Origin of the sequence: Pseudomonas sp. DC3200b2, assembly GCF_049895785.1 — a bacterium.
Classification (GTDB): Bacteria; Pseudomonadota; Gammaproteobacteria; order Pseudomonadales; family Pseudomonadaceae; genus Aquipseudomonas; species Aquipseudomonas massiliensis.
Genome location: NZ_JAFCTA010000009.1, coordinates 40,976 through 57,398 on the forward strand (window position 1 = coordinate 40,976; position 16,423 = coordinate 57,398).

14 protein-coding genes and 2 tRNA genes are annotated in these 16,423 nt (G+C 62.5%); 1 reads left to right on the forward strand and 15 read right to left on the reverse strand.

Annotation, left to right across the window (positions count from 1 at the left end):
* Positions 1-4: 4 nt before the first annotated feature.
* The 10 genes from nusA to rlmE form a co-directional block, all read right to left on the reverse strand.
* Entirely contained in the window at positions 5-1,486 is a 1,482-nt protein-coding gene (gene nusA / locus ACP691_RS20230) for a transcription termination factor NusA (RefSeq protein WP_040259360.1), read from the reverse strand.
* Positions 1,487-1,546: 60 nt separating this feature from the next.
* On the reverse strand, positions 1,547-2,005 hold the full coding sequence (gene rimP, locus ACP691_RS20235) for a ribosome maturation factor RimP (RefSeq protein WP_040259413.1): 459 nt from the start codon (positions 2,003-2,005) through the stop codon (positions 1,547-1,549).
* A 129-nt stretch (positions 2,006-2,134) separates the two neighbouring features.
* A tRNA-Met gene (locus ACP691_RS20240) sits at positions 2,135-2,211 on the reverse strand.
* A gap of 94 nt (positions 2,212-2,305) precedes the next feature.
* Positions 2,306-2,391 (reverse strand) — tRNA-Leu (locus ACP691_RS20245).
* A gap of 18 nt (positions 2,392-2,409) precedes the next feature.
* The gene (gene secG, locus ACP691_RS20250; RefSeq protein WP_426153630.1) at positions 2,410-2,793 is read right to left on the reverse strand and encodes a preprotein translocase subunit SecG; all 384 of its coding nucleotides are present in this window, start codon (positions 2,791-2,793) and stop codon (positions 2,410-2,412) included.
* 4 nt (positions 2,794-2,797) lie between these two features.
* Positions 2,798-3,553 (reverse strand): triose-phosphate isomerase, encoded by a 756-nt coding sequence (gene tpiA / locus ACP691_RS20255; RefSeq protein ID WP_426153632.1) that lies wholly within the window; start codon positions 3,551-3,553, stop codon positions 2,798-2,800.
* Positions 3,554-3,628: 75 nt separating this feature from the next.
* The gene (glmM, locus tag ACP691_RS20260; protein ID WP_426153634.1) at positions 3,629-4,966 is read right to left on the reverse strand and encodes a phosphoglucosamine mutase; all 1,338 of its coding nucleotides are present in this window, start codon (positions 4,964-4,966) and stop codon (positions 3,629-3,631) included.
* Positions 4,967-4,983: 17 nt separating this feature from the next.
* The gene (folP, locus tag ACP691_RS20265; protein WP_426153636.1) at positions 4,984-5,835 is read right to left on the reverse strand and encodes a dihydropteroate synthase; all 852 of its coding nucleotides are present in this window, start codon (positions 5,833-5,835) and stop codon (positions 4,984-4,986) included.
* Between the two features lie 8 nt (positions 5,836-5,843).
* Positions 5,844-7,751: an ATP-dependent zinc metalloprotease FtsH gene (gene ftsH / locus ACP691_RS20270; protein ID WP_040259355.1), complete on the reverse strand. Its 1,908-nt coding sequence runs from the start codon at positions 7,749-7,751 to the stop codon at positions 5,844-5,846.
* A gap of 218 nt (positions 7,752-7,969) precedes the next feature.
* Positions 7,970-8,590, reverse strand: coding sequence for a 23S rRNA (uridine(2552)-2'-O)-methyltransferase RlmE (gene rlmE / locus ACP691_RS20275; RefSeq protein WP_426153638.1), 621 nt, complete (start codon positions 8,588-8,590; stop codon positions 7,970-7,972).
* Positions 8,591-8,694: 104 nt separating this feature from the next.
* Between rlmE and yhbY the strand changes: the two genes are divergently transcribed.
* Complete coding sequence (yhbY, locus tag ACP691_RS20280) at positions 8,695-9,003, forward strand: ribosome assembly RNA-binding protein YhbY (RefSeq protein WP_040259353.1); 309 nt, start codon at positions 8,695-8,697, stop codon at positions 9,001-9,003.
* Positions 9,004-9,114: 111 nt separating this feature from the next.
* Here yhbY and greA read toward each other — a convergent pair whose 3' ends face one another.
* From greA to dnaJ, 5 genes are all read right to left on the reverse strand, one after another.
* Positions 9,115-9,588: a transcription elongation factor GreA gene (greA, locus tag ACP691_RS20285; RefSeq protein ID WP_426153641.1), complete on the reverse strand. Its 474-nt coding sequence runs from the start codon at positions 9,586-9,588 to the stop codon at positions 9,115-9,117.
* On the reverse strand, positions 9,585-12,806 hold the full coding sequence (gene carB / locus ACP691_RS20290; protein WP_426153643.1) for a carbamoyl-phosphate synthase large subunit: 3,222 nt from the start codon (positions 12,804-12,806) through the stop codon (positions 9,585-9,587). Before carB ends, greA begins: the two co-directional genes overlap by 4 nt.
* A 118-nt stretch (positions 12,807-12,924) precedes the next feature.
* Positions 12,925-14,061, reverse strand: coding sequence for a glutamine-hydrolyzing carbamoyl-phosphate synthase small subunit (gene carA, locus ACP691_RS20295; RefSeq protein ID WP_426153645.1), 1,137 nt, complete (start codon positions 14,059-14,061; stop codon positions 12,925-12,927).
* A gap of 385 nt (positions 14,062-14,446) precedes the next feature.
* Positions 14,447-15,250, reverse strand: coding sequence for a 4-hydroxy-tetrahydrodipicolinate reductase (dapB, locus tag ACP691_RS20300; RefSeq protein ID WP_426153647.1), 804 nt, complete (start codon positions 15,248-15,250; stop codon positions 14,447-14,449).
* A 25-nt stretch (positions 15,251-15,275) separates the two neighbouring features.
* The gene (gene dnaJ, locus ACP691_RS20305) at positions 15,276-16,397 is read right to left on the reverse strand and encodes a molecular chaperone DnaJ (RefSeq protein ID WP_040259348.1); all 1,122 of its coding nucleotides are present in this window, start codon (positions 16,395-16,397) and stop codon (positions 15,276-15,278) included.
* Between the last annotated feature and the right edge of the window lie 26 nt (positions 16,398-16,423).

Here is a 16,423-nt window from a genome sequence, read left to right on the forward strand (position 1 = left end):
CCACTTACTCGAACCAATGGGCTCGGGCGGCCATGATCAACTTGCCGGCACGCTCTTGGTCGATGCCGTCGATGTCGAGCAAATCGTCAATCGACTGCTCGGCCAGGTCTTCGCGGTTGATGACACCGCGAACTGCCAATTCCTTCGCAAGATCCGCATCCATGCCGTCGAGGGAAAGCAGGTCGTCCGCCGGTTGGGCGTCCGCGAGTTTTTCCTCGGAGGCGATGGCTGCGGTCAGCAGGCGGTCCTTGGCCCGGGCACGAAGCTCATTGACGATCTCCTCATCGAACCCATCGATGTTGAGCATTTCTTCCAAAGGCACGTAGGCGATTTCTTCCAGGCTGGTGAAACCTTCGTCCACCAGAACCTGGGCCAGCTCCTCGTCCACTTCCAGCTGCTCGACGAAGTTGCGCAGGATGTCGCCGGTTTCGGCCTGTTGCTTGGCCTGGATGTCCGACTCGGTCATGACATTGAGCGTCCACCCGGTCAGCTGGCTGGCCAGGCGAACGTTCTGCCCGCCGCGGCCAATGGCCTGAGCGAGGTTGTCTGCCGCGACGGCGATGTCCATGGCATGGGCATCTTCATCAACGATGATCGCCGCCACCTCAGCAGGCGACATGGCATTGATGACGAATTGCGCCGGATTGTCGTCCCAGAGGACGATATCCACGCGCTCACCGCCCAGTTCGCCCGAGACCGCCTGAACACGCGAGCCGCGCATGCCGATGCAGGCGCCTTGCGGGTCGATGCGTTTATCCTTGGAGCGAACGGCGATCTTGGCGCGAGAGCCCGGGTCGCGGGAAGCGCCCATGACTTCGATCAGCCCTTCGGCGATTTCCGGCACTTCGATGCGGAACAGCTCGATAAGCATTTCCGGCGCGGTGCGCGAGAGAATCAGCTGAGGGCCGCGGTTCTCGCTGCGGATTTCCTTGAGCAGCGCGCGAACCCGCACGCCGACCCGGAAGGTTTCCCGGGAGATGATGTCTTCGCGCGCCAGCAGGGCCTCGGCATTGTTGCCCAGATCCACGATGACGTTGTCGCGGGTGACCTTCTTCACGGTGCCGGAGATGATCTCGCCCACCTTCTCGCGGTAGGCATCGACCACCTGGGCACGCTCGGCCTCGCGCACTTTCTGCACGATGACTTGCTTGGCGGTTTGCGCGGCGATGCGACCGAACTCGATGGAGTCGATCTTTTCTTCGATGATTTCACCGGCGACCGCGTCAGGCTTGCGCGCCTGCGCCTGGTCGACAGCCAGCTGGATGGCCGGATCGTCGAAATCCTCGTCCTCGACGACGGTCCAGCGGCGGAAGGTTTCGTAGCTGCCAGTGTGACGGTTGATCTCCACACGCAGGTCTACTTCGTCCTCGAACCGCTTCTTGGTCGCGGTAGCCAGGGCGATTTCCAACGCTTCAAATATTACACCCGCCGGTACACCCTTTTCATTGGATACCGATTCAACAACCAGCAGTACTTCTTTACTCATCGTACGCCTCGCCTTTCGCAAGCCTTCTGGATTCGCCCTTGAGGCGAAATCCGAAACGTCTCAGTCAAAACTGGGAATAATGTGTGCCTTGTCGATGGAGTCGATAGGCAACAAGAATTCATGGTCATCGACCTGGACCACCACATCCTGTTCTTCCACGCCGCGAAGCAGGCCTTGGAAATTGCGCCGCCCTTCGAAGGGGATACGCAACTTGATCTTCACTTGTTCGCCCGCATGGGCCGCGAATTGCTCCAGCGTGAACAGCGGCCGGTCCATGCCTGGAGAGGAAACTTCCAGCGTATATTCAACGGCGATCGGGTCTTCCACATCGAGCACCCCGCTCACCTGACGGCTGACGATCTCGCAATCGTCCACCAATACGCCGCCTTCCTTATCGATATAAATACGGAGCAGCGAATGGCGACCCTGAGAAATGTACTCGATTCCCCAGCACTGATAGCCAAGCGCCTCGACCACTGGGGCCAGTAAGGCCTGCAACTGTTCTAGCTTGCTCGACACCTGAACCCCCTCGTGCATGCTGTGCAAATAAAAAATGGGCGAAACGCCCACACTGGAAACACCGCCTGGAAGCGGCGCATGTGCTGATCAGCTAACAAAAAGCCCCTGAACAGGGGCTCCGCTGAATACTGGTTGCGGGGGCTGGATTTGAACCAACGACCTTCGGGTTATGAGCCCGACGAGCTACCAGACTGCTCCACCCCGCGACATAGCTGGCCCGAAAGTATAAGGCTTCAGCCTTGAACGGTCAATCGACAGCCCTGGAACAAGAAAGCCCGCAAAGTGCGGGCTTCTTGTATATGGTACCGAGAAGGGGACTCGAACCCCTACACCCTATGGGCACAACCACCTCAAGGTTGCGTGTCTACCAATTCCACCACCTCGGCAAAACTTTTGAAACCCTGTTACTTCTGCTCTTGAGCCGGAGGAACATCATTGGTGTTCGAACCGCTTTTTTGCTCTTGGAGCACCGGAACATCATCTGTTGCCGGCTTTTGCTGTGGAACTTCGAGAACCGCTGGATTCGGAAGCCCTGCCTGACTCAGTTCATGAGCCTTTTGCTTAGCAAAGTATCCTAACCCCAAGCTGGTCAAGAAGAAACATGCAGCGAGTATACCAGTAAACTTACTCAGAAAGGTAGCAGAACCTTGGCTTCCGAACACAGTATTTGAAGCCCCTGCACCGAAAGATGCGCCTGCTTCGGCACCTTTCCCCTGCTGAAGCAGCACCAGGACAACAACCCCGAGCGCAGCCAGCAGATGAAACACTACTACGACGTTTTCCAGCATCTTGTCAGCTTCCCGCGGCGCGACAGATCGCACCGAACTCATCTGCATTCAGGGCGGCCCCACCAATGAGGCCCCCGTCGATATCCGGCATACGGAACAGATCAGCCGCGTTGGCCGCCTTTACGCTGCCGCCGTACAAAAGCCGCACGCCTTGTGCAACCTCGGCATTCCTGGCCGCCAGCTTGGCGCGGATGGCTTTATGCACGTCCTGCGCCTGCTCAGGCGTTGCCGTCAAACCTGTACCAATCGCCCAGACCGGTTCGTAAGCGATGACCGCGCGTGCGAAGACTTCCACACCCAGCGTGTCGATGATGCTGTCGAGCTGTGAACCCACGACTTCAAGGGTTCGCTCGGCCTCGCGCTCCGCCAAGGTTTCGCCCACACAGAGCACGGGCAACAGCCCCACTTCCTGCGCAGCCTTGAACTTCGCCACGAGGACGCTTTCATCCTCGCCGATGACCTGCCGACGCTCCGAATGCCCTATCAGCACCAATGAGCAGCCTGCATCCATCAGCTGACTTGCCGCGACCTCACCCGTAAGCGCGCCCGGCGCCGACTGAGTGGCGAGATCTTGCGCGCCTACCGCGATACCGGAGCCCCGCAATGCCTCAACCGCTTCGCTGACGTGGAGGAAAGTCGGAAAGACCGCGACCTCTACTGTCGCTGAAAACTCCTGACTTTTCAACCCCTTGAGCAGCTCCGCAACGCTGGAGCGGGTACCGTGCATTTTCCAGTTACCAGCTACCATCAAGCGACGCATGCTTTACCCCGTCGGTCAAAGTGGGCGCAGATGTTACCCATAAGCGCAATCGGTGGCAAGCCTTCGAAGCGGCAATCACGCACAAACTTCTTCCACCACCCCGGCGAGCTCTTCCGCGTAGCGGCGCACCTGGGCTTCTTCGTCTCCCTCGACCATGACCCGCACCAGCGGCTCGGTGCCGGACTTGCGCAGCAACACCCGGCCGCGGCCGCCCATGGCATCGGTGACCCGCTGGCAGGCCTGCTCCACCGAGGGGTGGCTGACAGGGTCCTGGCCACCGTCGAAGCGAACATTGATCAGTACCTGCGGGCACTTGCGCAGGCCGTGCCGAGCCTGGGCCAGTGTTTCACCGCGACGCTTGAGGGCCAGCAGCACTTGCAGCGCGGCGATGATCGCGTCACCGGTGGTGGTGTGTTGGGAGCATACGATGTGGCCGGAATTCTCGCCTCCCAATGGCCAGCCGCGCTCGGCCATGTCAGCGATTACGTAGCGGTCGCCTACCTTGGCGCGACTGAAGGGAATGTCCAGGTCGCGCAAGGCCAGTTCCAGGCCAAGGTTGCTCATCAGGGTCCCGACCACGCCGCCTTCGAGGCGGCCGCGCTCCTTCAGGTCGCGGGCGATGATGAACAGCAGCTCGTCACCATCGACGATGGCACCGGTATGGTCGACCATCAGCACGCGATCGCCGTCGCCGTCGAAGGCGATGCCCATGTCGGCATGGCCCAGCAGCACGGCGGCCTGGAGCGCCTCCATGTGGGTCGAACCACAGTTTTCATTGATGTTGAGGCCGTCCGGCTGCACCGAGATGGCGGTGACCTGGGCGCCAAGCTCGCGGAAGACATTGGGCGCGACCTTGTAGGTAGCCCCGTGCGCGCAGTCCACCACCAGCTTGAGGCCGGCGAAGTCCGTGCTGGTGGGCACGCTGCTCTTGCAGAATTCGATATACCGGCCGGCCGCGTCGTTGATCCGCGATACCTTGCCCAGGTTGCCGGACTCGGCCACGGTCATGGGCTGGTCCATCAACTCCTCGATCATCAGCTCGATTTCGTCGGGCAGCTTGGTGCCCTGACCCGAAAAGAACTTGATGCCATTGTCGTGGTGCGGGTTGTGGGAGGCGCTGATCACGATGCCCGCCTCGGCATGGAAGGTACGCGTCAGATAGGCGATGGCAGGCGTGGGCATCGGACCCAGCAGCATCACGTCCGCCCCGGCGGCCGACAGACCGGCCTCCAGCGCGGATTCGAACATGTAGCCGGAAATGCGAGTGTCCTTGCCTACCAGCACGCGGCAGGCGCCAAGCTTGCGGAAGGCCATGCCAGCCGCCCAGCCGAGCTTGAGCATGAAGTCCGGGGTAATGGGGTATTGACCCACACGGCCCCGAATACCGTCGGTGCCGAAATATTTTTTGCTCATAGGTGCTCCGTTCGTTCTTATTGCGCCGCGCTGACTGCCGCGATCATACGCACCACATCCACCGTCTCGGCCACGTCATGCACGCGCAGGATGCGCGCGCCCTTGAGCGTGGCCAAGGCCGCCAGCGCCAGGCTGCCTGCCAGGCGCTGGTCCACGGGCTTGCCGAGGGCCTGACCGACGATACTCTTGCGCGACACACCCACCAGCAAGGGCCGCCCCAGGGCGTCCAGCTCCTCGAGCCGCTTGAACAGGCTAAGGTTGTGGCCATGGGTCTTGGCGAAGCCAAAGCCGGGGTCCAGGACGATGCGTGATGCATCGATGCCCACATTCTGACAGGCGCGCATGCGCTCGGCGAGGAAATCGGCCACTTCGCCGACCAAATCGGTGTAGAGAGGGTTGTTCTGCATGTTGCCGGGTTCGCCCTGCATATGCATCAGGCATACCGCGGCCTGAGTATCGGCCGCCGCCTCCAGGGCACCGGGACGGCGCAGAGAGCGCACATCATTGACCAGGCCCATGCCCAGCGCAGCGCTCTGCCGAATGACTGCGGGCGTGGAAGTATCCACCGAAATGATCACATCCAGCTCGGCGGCGATGGCCTCCACCACTGGACAGACGCGATCGAGCTCCTCCTGCTCGGATACAGGCAGCGCACCCGGGCGCGTCGACTCCCCCCCGACGTCGATCAGGCTTGCGCCGGCCGCGACCATGTTCCTGGCGTGCGCGAGCGCGCGCTCGACACCCTTGAAGCGGCCGCCGTCGGAGAAAGAGTCCGGGGTTACGTTGAGGATACCCATGACCTGGGTACGGGTTAAATCAAGAACCCGGTTGCCGCAAGGCAACCGGGTCGAGTGCAGCGTGGAACTCATGTAAGGCCTTAGTGTTGAGCGGCAGGACCACCGATTGGCGCCTGTGGGCGCTCACTGCCCTTGGCCGTGGTGCCCGAGGAGCCGGAACCGCCGGTCCAGTCCCGTGGTTCACGCACCGGCCGCCCGGCCATGATGTCTTCGATCTGGTCCGCGTCGATGGTCTCGTACTTCATCAGCGCATCGGCCATGGCGTCGAGCTTATCGCGATTGTCCGCCAGGATCTGCTTGGCCGTGGAGTAGCAGTGATCGATGATACTGCGAACCTCGGAATCGATCATCTTCGCGGTTTCGCCAGACACACTGCCGTTCTGCGAGCTGCCGCCGCGGCCCAGGAACACTTCGCCCTCTTCCTCGGCATACATCAGCGGCCCCATCTTCTCGGACAGGCCCCACTTGGTGACCATGTTCCGGGCGATCTGGCTGGCGCGCATGATGTCGTTGGACGCACCCGTGGTCACGCCATCGAAGCCCAGGGTCATCTCCTCGGCGATGCGGCCGCCGTAGAGCGAGCAGATCTGGCTGACCAGGGCGCGCTTGGACAGGCTGTAGCGATCCTCCTCCGGCAGGAACATGGTCACGCCCAGGGCGCGGCCACGAGGAATGATGGAGACCTTGTACACCGGATCATGTTCCGGAACGATGCGGCCGACGATGGCATGGCCGGCTTCGTGGTAAGCGGTATTGCGCTTTTCCTTGTCCGACATGACCATGGTCTTGCGCTCGGCGCCCATCATGATCTTGTCCTTGGCCAGCTCGAACTCGCGCATCTCGACGATGCGCTTGCCGGCGCGAGCGGCGAACAGGGAAGCCTCGTTGACCAGGTTGGCCAGGTCGGCGCCCGAGAAGCCGGGAGTACCACGGGCGATGACCGCGGCGTTCACGTCTTCGCTCACCGGCACCTTGCGCATGTGTACCTTGAGGATCTGCTCGCGGCCACGAATGTCCGGCAGCCCCACCACGACCTGGCGGTCGAAGCGGCCCGGACGCAGCAGGGCCGGGTCCAGCACGTCGGGGCGGTTGGTGGCGGCGATCACGATGATGCCGTCGTTCATTTCGAAGCCGTCCATCTCCACCAGCAGCTGGTTGAGGGTTTGCTCACGCTCGTCGTGACCACCGCCCATGCCAGCGCCACGGTGGCGGCCAACAGCGTCGATTTCATCGATGAAGATGATGCAGGGGGCGTGCTTCTTGGCCTGCTCGAACATGTCGCGCACACGGCTGGCGCCGACACCCACGAACATTTCGACGAAGTCCGAACCCGAAATGGTGAAGAACGGTACCTTCGCCTCGCCAGCGATGGCCTTGGCCAGCAGCGTCTTGCCGGTACCGGGCGGGCCGACCATCAGCACGCCGCGGGGGATGCGACCACCCAGGCGCTGGAACTTGCCCGGGTCGCGCAGGAATTCGACCAACTCGCCCACTTCTTCCTTGGCTTCGTCGCAGCCGGCGACGTCGGCCAGGGTAGTCTTGACCTGGTCCTCGGACAGCAGTCGCGCCTTGCTCTTGCCGAAGCTCATGGGCCCACCCTTGCCACCGGCGCCGCCCTGCATCTGCCGCATGAAGAACATGAACACGGCGATGATCACGAGGATCGGGAAGCTGGCGACCAGCAGCTGAGTCCAGATGCTCTGCTGCTCGGGCTGCTTGCCCTCGATCACCACCTTGTTGTCCACCAGGTCGCCGATCAGGCCGTTGTCCTGTATCGCCGGGCGGATGGTCTTGAAGTTGTCGCCGTCGTTTCGCTTGCCGGTGATCACGTAGCCGTCGACCTGCACGCGCTCGATCTTGCCGTCCTTCACCTGCTGGATGAAGTCCGAATAGTTGAGGGTTTGCGGCTCGTTGGGGCTGGAGAAATTGTTCATCACCGTCACGAGAACGGCGGCGATGATCAGCCACAGGATGAGATTCTTTGCCATATCGTTCAATTCGCTACCCTCTGAAGCCGATCCCTAAGACCCAGCGCCAGGCTTCGTATGATGTCCATCGGCCTAACTTACTACACAACCTAGGCATGCGCAGACGCCGCTTGTAACGCTTTGTGAAACTTTTGACTGCGTAATACTCGCTTATGCTTCATCGCAGCCACCATTTGAAAAAAGCTATCGGCTGCCATGAGGCTGCTTCAGTGTAGCCTTCAGCCCTTGAACCCGCGCGCCAGAAGGTATTGCTCGCGAGAGCGATCCCGGGAGGACAGGGGCTTGCGCATCTGTACCTTGTCGAACATCTGCCGAACGGTCTTGAGGTAGGTGTCGAAGCCCTCGCCCTGGAAGATCTTGATCAGAAAATCCCCGCCTGGCTTGAGCACCCGGCTGGCCAGGTCCAGGGCAAGCTCGCACAGGAACATGGCCCGGGGCATGTCCACCGCGCTCAGTCCACTCATATTGGGGGCCATGTCTGAAATAACAAGGTCCACCTCGCTGCCACCGACCGCTTCGAGGATCTGCGCGAGCACGGCGTCCTGGGTGAAGTCCCCTTGGATGAAGGTCACGTCGGGGATGCTGTCCATTTCCAGGATGTCCGACGCGATCAGCCGGCCCTGGCCGCCGATCAGCCGACTGGTCACCTGCGACCAGCCCCCCGGCGCGGCACCGAGGTCGATCACCGACATGCCGGGGCGGATGAGCTTGTCCTTTTCCTGGATCTCCAGCAGCTTGTAGCTGGCGCGAGAACGGTAGCCATCCTTCTGCGCCATTTTCACGTAAGGGTCGTTGAAATGTTCTTTAAGCCAGTTATGGCTTGTCTTGGAACGGGCCACTGGGCACCTCTGGGTAGGGCGGCGTTGCGTGTCGCTGGGCTTAATACCGGGCGCTCGGGTAAAATGGCCGCCGTTTTATACGGTTTCAATCAAAGGGTCAGATTATGCCGCTCAATACAGAGCAGAAGAAGCAATACAAATCCATCGGTCACCATCTCAAGCCGGTCTTGATCGTAGCCGAGAATGGCGTCAGCGAGGGTGTGGCGGCCGAACTGGAGCGTGCCCTGGCCGACCACGAGCTGATCAAGGTGAAGGTGAACATCCTCGACCGGGAAGAACGCCTGGAGGCCATCACCGGCCTGTGCCAGGCGGGGCGCGCGGAGCTGGTCCAGGTCATCGGCAAGATGGCCCTGATCTACCGCCGCAATCCACAGCCGAACAAGCAGCTGTCGAACATCCATCGGTTCCACTGATACGACAGGCCCCAAGGCCTCGTTCGCGAGCCGCGCGCGCATCCCGCAGGGTCGTTCATTCCCCTGCAGGAGCGAGCGACAGCTCGCGAATAACTCTACAGGCCAGAAGCCCTAGATGTGCAAGACCTCGATGATCTCGTACTCGACGGTACCGCTCGGGGTCTTGACCACCACCACGTCGCCCTCTTCCTTGCCGATCAGCGAGCGGGCGATGGGCGAACCGACGGACAGCTTGCCGGCCTTGATGTCGGCCTCGTCCTCGCCGACGATCTGATACTTCACGCGCTCGTCGGTTTCGGTATTGGCGATTTCCACGGTGGTACCGAAGATCACCTTGCCAGTCGGCTCGATGGTGGTCACGTCGATCACCACGGCGTTCTGCAGGCGCCCTTCGATGTCACGGATACGCGCCTCGGCCAGGCCCTGCTCTTCACGGGCGGCATGGTATTCGGCGTTTTCCTTCAGGTCGCCCAGCTCGCGGGCCTCGCCGATCTTCGCGCTGATCAGCGGGCGTTGCTCCTTGAGCGCCTTCAGCTCCTGCTCCAGGGCGCGCGCGCCCTGGACGGTCATGGGGTATTTATTCATGCGTTGAGTCCTGCGTGTAGATCCTGCAACCGGCGCACGGTCTTTTCAGGGCCGAATTTCAGCGCCTCACAAATGGCTTCGCCCGCAGCGATGGTAGTGGTGCAGTAGATCTTGTGCTGCAAGGCGTTGCGACGAATCGAGTAGGAATCGGCGATGGACTGGCGGCCTTCGGTGGTGTTGATGATCAAGGTGACTTCGTCGTTCTTGATCATGTCGACCACATGAGGGCGGCCTTCGGTCACCTTGTTCACACGGCGTACCTTCAGGCCAGCCTCTTCGATCACCTTGGCGGTGCCGCTGGTGGCGACGATGGCGAAGCCCTGGTCGATCAGCTGGCGCGCCACGTTGGCCACGAAGGGCTTGTCGTCGTCGCGCACGCTGATGAAGGCCGTGCCGCCGGTGGGCAGTACCTCGCTGGCGCCCATCTGGGCCTTGGCGAAGGCCTCGCCGAAGGTATCGCCCACGCCCATCACTTCCCCGGTGGATTTCATCTCCGGGCCCAGGATCGGGTCAACCCCCGGGAACTTGGCGAAGGGGAACACCGCCTCTTTCACGCTGTAGAAGTTGGGGATGATTTCCTTGGTGAAGCCCAGTTCCTTCAGGGTTTTGCCGGCCATGACACGGGCCGCGATCATCGCCAGGGAGGTGCCGATGCACTTGGAGACGAAAGGCACGGTGCGGGAGGCACGCGGGTTGACCTCGATCACGTAGATCTTGTCGCCCTGCAAGGCCAGCTGCACGTTCATCAGGCCGACCACGCCCAGCTCCAGGGCCATCTTCTTCACCTGCTCGCGCACTTCGTTCTGCACGTGTTCGGGCAAGGAATACGGCGGCAGCGAACAGGCCGAGTCACCGGAGTGCACGCCCGCCTGTTCGATGTGCTGCATGATGGCGCCGATGACCACGTCCTGGCCGTCGCACACCGCGTCCACGTCCATCTCGATGGCGCAGTTGAGGAAGTGGTCCAGCAACACCGGGCTGTCGTTGGACACCTGCACCGCCTCGCGCAGGTAGCGTTTGAGCTCTTCGAGCTCGTAGACGATTTCCATGGCACGGCCGCCCAGCACGTAGGACGGGCGCACCACCAGCGGATAGCCGATGCTGCCGGCGGCGCGAATGGCTTCTTCTTCGCTGCGCACGGTGGCGTTCGGCGGCTGCAGCAGGTTCAGGCGCTGCACCATCTGCTGGAAACGCTCGCGGTCTTCGGCGCGGTCGATGGCATCCGGGCTGGTGCCGATGATGGGCACGCCGGCCTCTTCCAGGGCGCGGGCCAGCTTCAGCGGAGTTTGCCCGCCGTAGTGCACGATCACGCCCTTGGGCTTCTCGACCCGCACCACTTCCAGCACGTCTTCCAGGGTCAGCGGCTCGAAGTAGAGGCGGTCCGAGGTGTCGTAGTCGGTGGATACGGTTTCCGGGTTGCAGTTGACCATGATGGTTTCATAGCCATCGTCGCGCAGAGCCAGGGCCGCATGCACGCAGCAATAGTCGAACTCGATGCCCTGGCCGATCCGGTTCGGGCCGCCGCCGAGGATCATGATCTTCTCGCGGTCGGACGGGTTGGCCTCGCACTCTTCCTCATAGGTGGAGTACAGGTACGCGGTATCGGTGGAGAATTCGGCGGCGCAGGTGTCGACCCGCTTGTACACCGGGAAGATCTCCAGCTTGTGGCGATGACGACGCAGGTTCTTGTCGGTCACGCCCAGCAGCTTGGCCAGGCGCTGGTCGGAGAAGCCCTTGCGCTTGAGACGGAACATCAGCGCCTTGTCGATATCGGCCAGGCCCAGGGTCTTGACCTTCTCTTCTTCCTTGATGAGGTCTTCGATCTGCACCAGGAACCAGTGGTCGATCTTGGTCAGGGCGAAGATCTGCTCGCAGGTCATGCCGGCGCGGAAGGCATCGGCCACGTACCAGATGCGCTCGGCGCCCGGCACGGTCAGCTCGCGCTTGAGGATGCTGTGGTATTCGGGGTTGCTCGGCTCGACCTTCGGGTCCAGGCCGGCCACGCCGACTTCAAGGCCGCGCAGGGCCTTCTGCAGGGATTCCTGGAAGGTCCGGCCGATGGCCATGACCTCGCCGACGGATTTCATCTGGGTGGTCAGGCGGGCGTCGGCCTTGGCGAACTTCTCGAAGGCGAAGCGCGGCAGCTTGGTGACCACGTAGTCGATGGACGGCTCGAAGGAGGCCGGGGTCTTGCCGCCGGTGATGTCGTTCTGCAGTTCGTCCAGGGTGTAGCCCACCGCCAGCTTGGCCGCGACCTTGGCGATCGGGAAGCCGGTGGCCTTGGAAGCCAGGGCGGAGGAGCGGGATACCCGGGGGTTCATCTCGATGACCACCATGCGACCGGTATCCGGGCAGATGCCGAACTGCACGTTGGAACCGCCGGTTTCCACGCCGATTTCACGCAGCACCGCCAGGGAGGCGTTGCGCATGATCTGGTATTCCTTGTCGGTGAGCGTCTGCGCCGGGGCCACGGTGATGGAGTCACCGGTATGCACGCCCATGGGGTCGAAGTTCTCGATGGAGCAGACGATGATGCAGTTGTCCTTTTTGTCGCGGACCACCTCCATCTCGTACTCTTTCCAGCCGATCAGGGATTCGTCGATCAGCAGCTCTTTGGTGGGCGACAGGTCCAGGCCACGGGCGCAGATCTCTTCGAACTCTTCGCGGTTGTAGGCGATGCCACCGCCGGTGCCGCCCATGGTGAACGACGGACGAATGATGCACGGAAAGCCCAGGCGCTCAAGCACCGCGTTGGCTTCTTCCATGCTGTGGGCGATACCCGAGCGCGGGCATTCCAGGCCGATGGCTTTCATGGCCTTGTCGAAGCGAGAGCGGTCTTCGGCCTTGTCGATGGTGTCGGCGTTGGCGCCGATCATTTCCACGCCGAATTTTTCCAGCACACCTTCGCGCTCCAGGTCCAGGGCGCAGTTCAGGGCGGTCTGGCCACCCATGGTCGGCAGCAGGGCGTCCGGGCGCTCCTTCTCGATGATCTTGGCGACGGTCTGCCACTTGATCGGCTCGATGTAGGTGGCGTCGGCCATGGCCGGGTCGGTCATGATGGTGGCCGGGTTGGAGTTCACCAGGATGACCCGATACCCTTCCTCGCGCAGCGCCTTGCAGGCCTGGGCGCCGGAGTAGTCGAACTCACAGGCCTGGCCGATGACGATGGGGCCGGCACCGAGGATCAGGATGCTTTTGATGTCTGTACGTTTTGGCATGGTTGTCACTCAATTCCGCGAATCGGTGGGCGAGCCCGGCTGGGGCGAGCCGCCTCGAACAATCTAGGGCCGCGCCGTCCCGCCCGGCTGGAGCGGGCGGGCCGAGGGCTATCAGCAGTTAGCGGCGCTTGGCCATCGCATCGATGAAGCGGTCGAACAGCGGGGCGACGTCGGTCGGCCCCGGGCTGGCTTCAGGGTGGCCCTGGAAGCTGAACGCGTCCTTGTCGGTGAGCTCGATGCCCTGCAGGGTGCCGTCGAACAGCGACTTGTGGATGGCGCGCACGTTCTTGGGCAGGGTGCTTTCATCCACCGCGAAGCCGTGGTTCTGGCTGGTGATCATCACCACGCCGGTGTCCAGGTCCTGCACCGGGTGGTTGGCACCATGGTGGCCCGTATCCATCTTCACCGTACGGGCACCCGCGGCCAGGGCCAGCAACTGGTGGCCCAGGCAGATGCCGAACACCGGCGTGTCGGTTTCCAGAATGTCCTGGATCGCCTTGATCGCGTAGTCGCAAGGCTCAGGATCGCCAGGCCCATTGGACAGGAACACGCCATCGGGCTTGAGTGCCAGCACTTCATTGGCCGGGGTTTGCGCCGGTACCACGGTCAGGCGGCAGCCACGGGCCACCAGCATGCGCAGGATATTCAGCTTCACGCCATAGTCGTAGGCGACTACGTGATACGGCAGGTCTTCGTCCTTCATCACCGCATGGGTGTCGGTGGCCAGGGCCCAGACGCCTTCACGCCAGCTGTAGGTTTCCTTGGTGCTGACTTCCTTGGCCAGGTCCATGCCCTTGAGGCCCGGGAAGGCGCGAGCGGCGGCGATGGCCGCTTCCTCGGAGATGTCGTCGCCGGCCAGGATGCAGCCATTCTGCGCGCCCTTCTCACGCAGCAGGCGGGTCAGGCGGCGGGTGTCGATCCCGGCGATGGCCACCACATTGTTGGCCTTGAGGTAGTCGGACAGGGACTGGGTATTACGCCAGTTGCTGGCCACCAGCGGCAGGTCGCGGATCACCAGGCCGGCGGACCAGACGCGGTCAGCCTCGGCGTCCAGCGCGGTGGTACCGGTGTTGCCGATGTGCGGATAGGTCAGGGTAACGATCTGCTGGGCGTAGGAAGGGTCGGTGAGAATTTCCTGATAGCCGGTCATTGCGGTGTTGAACACCACCTCTCCGACGGTCTGGCCGTCGGCTCCGATCGCTTCACCGCGAAAGATGCTGCCGTCGGCAAGGGCGAGTATGGCTGGCTTAGTCAAGAAGACCTCCGATAAATCAAGCCTGAAGGGGCGAACGCAGGTTGTAAAAAAGCGGAGAGACGTATTGACACGTCACCCCGCTTTTTCATCGAATCATCTGCGCGCTTTTAGTGGACACACTAAAGCTGTAGCTTACAGAAAAGCGACATTTAGGTCCACTCCCGGCACAGGCTAAATTCGCCGGGCCGCCAGACGGCTATTGTAGGAAGGCAGGCCACGGAATACCGGACCAACCTGCATAACAGCCGGCCTTGGCGGCGACTGGGCGTAGCAGGGTGCCAGAGGCCTGGTCGCGGCTAAGGCCGGCTGCTACAGCGAGATACCGACCACCCTTGTAGCAGCCCGCCTTGGCGGCGACTGGGCAAACACCCGTGGTCTGGGTTGCTTATCGCAGGTCAAGCACATCCTGCATGTCATACAGCCCCGGCGCGCGACCTTCCAGCCACAGGGCGGCACGCACCGCACCCTTGGCGAAGGTCATGCGGCTCGAGGCCTTGTGGGTAATCTCCACACGCTCGCCTTCGGCGGCGAACAGCACGGTATGGTCACCCACCACATCGCCAGCGCGCACGGTGGCGAAGCCGATGGTCTGCCGGTCGCGCGCGCCGGTCTGGCCTTCGCGCCCGTATACGGCTACTTCCTCGAGGTCACGCCCCAAGGCACTGGCCACCACTTCGCCCATGCGCAGGGCAGTACCGGAAGGCGCGTCCACCTTGTGCCGGTGGTGGGCCTCGATGATCTCGATATCCACTTCATCGCCCAGCACCCGAGCGGCAGTGTCGAGCAGCTTCAGGCACAGGTTGACGCCCACGCTGAAGTTGGCCGCGAACACGATAGGAATGTCCTTGGCCGCCTCGGCCAGACGCTCCTTTTCCTCGACACTGAAGCCGGTGGTACCGATGACCATGGCCTTGCCAGCCTTGCGGCAGAACGCCAGGTTCTTCAGGGTCACCGATGGATGGGTGAAGTCGATCAGCACATCGAACTCCTCCCCCACCTTGGCCAGGTCCCCGGAAAGCGGCACGCCGATACGGCCCAGGGCCGCCAGCTCGCCGGCGTCGGCACCGACCAGGGTGCTGTCGGCGCGATCGATGGCGGCGGTAAGGCCGGCACCCGGTGCCTGCTGCACCGCCTCGATCAGGGTTTTGCCCATGCGGCCGGCGGCCCCCATCACAGCTATACGTCGCATCAGTGAATCCTTTTGATCGTTCGCTTCAGAGGTCGCCAAAGAAGCGCTTCATGCCTTCGAACCAACCGCTGGCCTTGGGCGAGTGGGTGGTGTTGCCTTCCAGCGAAGCGCGGAACTCTTCCAGCAGCTCGCGCTGGCGGCGATCCAGGTTGACCGGGGTTTCCACGGCGACGCGGCAGAGCAGGTCGCCCGGACCACCCCCGCGCACCGGTGCCACGCCCTTGCCGCGCAGGCGGAACTGCTTGCCGGTCTGGGTGCCCTCCGGGATCTTGAGCTTGACCCGACCATCGAGGGTCGGCACTTCCAGCTCGCCACCCAGGGCCGCGTCGGTGAAGCTGATCGGCACTTCGCAATAGAGGTTCTTGCCGTCGCGCTGGAAGATCGAGTGCTCGCGCACGTTGATCACCACGTAGAGATCGCCGGTGGGGCCACCCTGGGCGCCCGCCTCGCCTTCGCCGGACAGGCGAATGCGGTCGCCGGTATCCACCCCTGGTGGCACCTTGACCGAAAGGGTCTTGAACTCTTCCACGCGCCCTTCGCCATGGCAGCCATCGCAAGGGTCGGAGATGATCTTGCCCTGGCCATGGCAGCGCGGGCAGGTTTGCTGTACGGAGAAGAAGCCCTGTTGCATGCGGACCTGGCCGATGCCGGCACAGGTGGGACAGGTCACGGGGGCGGAGCCTTTCTTGGCACCGCTGCCGTCGCACACCTTGCAGTTGACCAGGGTGGGCACGCGAATGCTCACGGTGGTACCGCGCACGGCTTCTTCCAGGTCCAGCTCAAGGGTGTAGCGCAGGTCGCTGCCACGCTGGGCACCACCACGGCCACCACGGCCGCCGCCGAAGAAGTCGCTGAAGACATCGCCGAAGATGTCGGAGAAGTTGGCACCGCCGAAGCCCGGCCCGCCACCGCCCATCTGGGGGTCTACCCCGGCATGACCGTACTGGTCGTAGGCGGCGCGCTTGCTGGCGTCGGAAAGCACTTCATAGGCCTCGTTGGCCTCCTTGAAGCTTTCTTCGGCGGCCTTGTCGCCCGGGTTGCGGTCCGGGTGATACTTCATCGCCAGGCGGCGATAGGCTTTCTTCAGGTCGGCTTCGCTTGCGCCCCGCTCTACCCCAAGTACCTCGTAATAGTCACGCTTAGCCATATGGTCGTTTTACACCCTGAATAAGA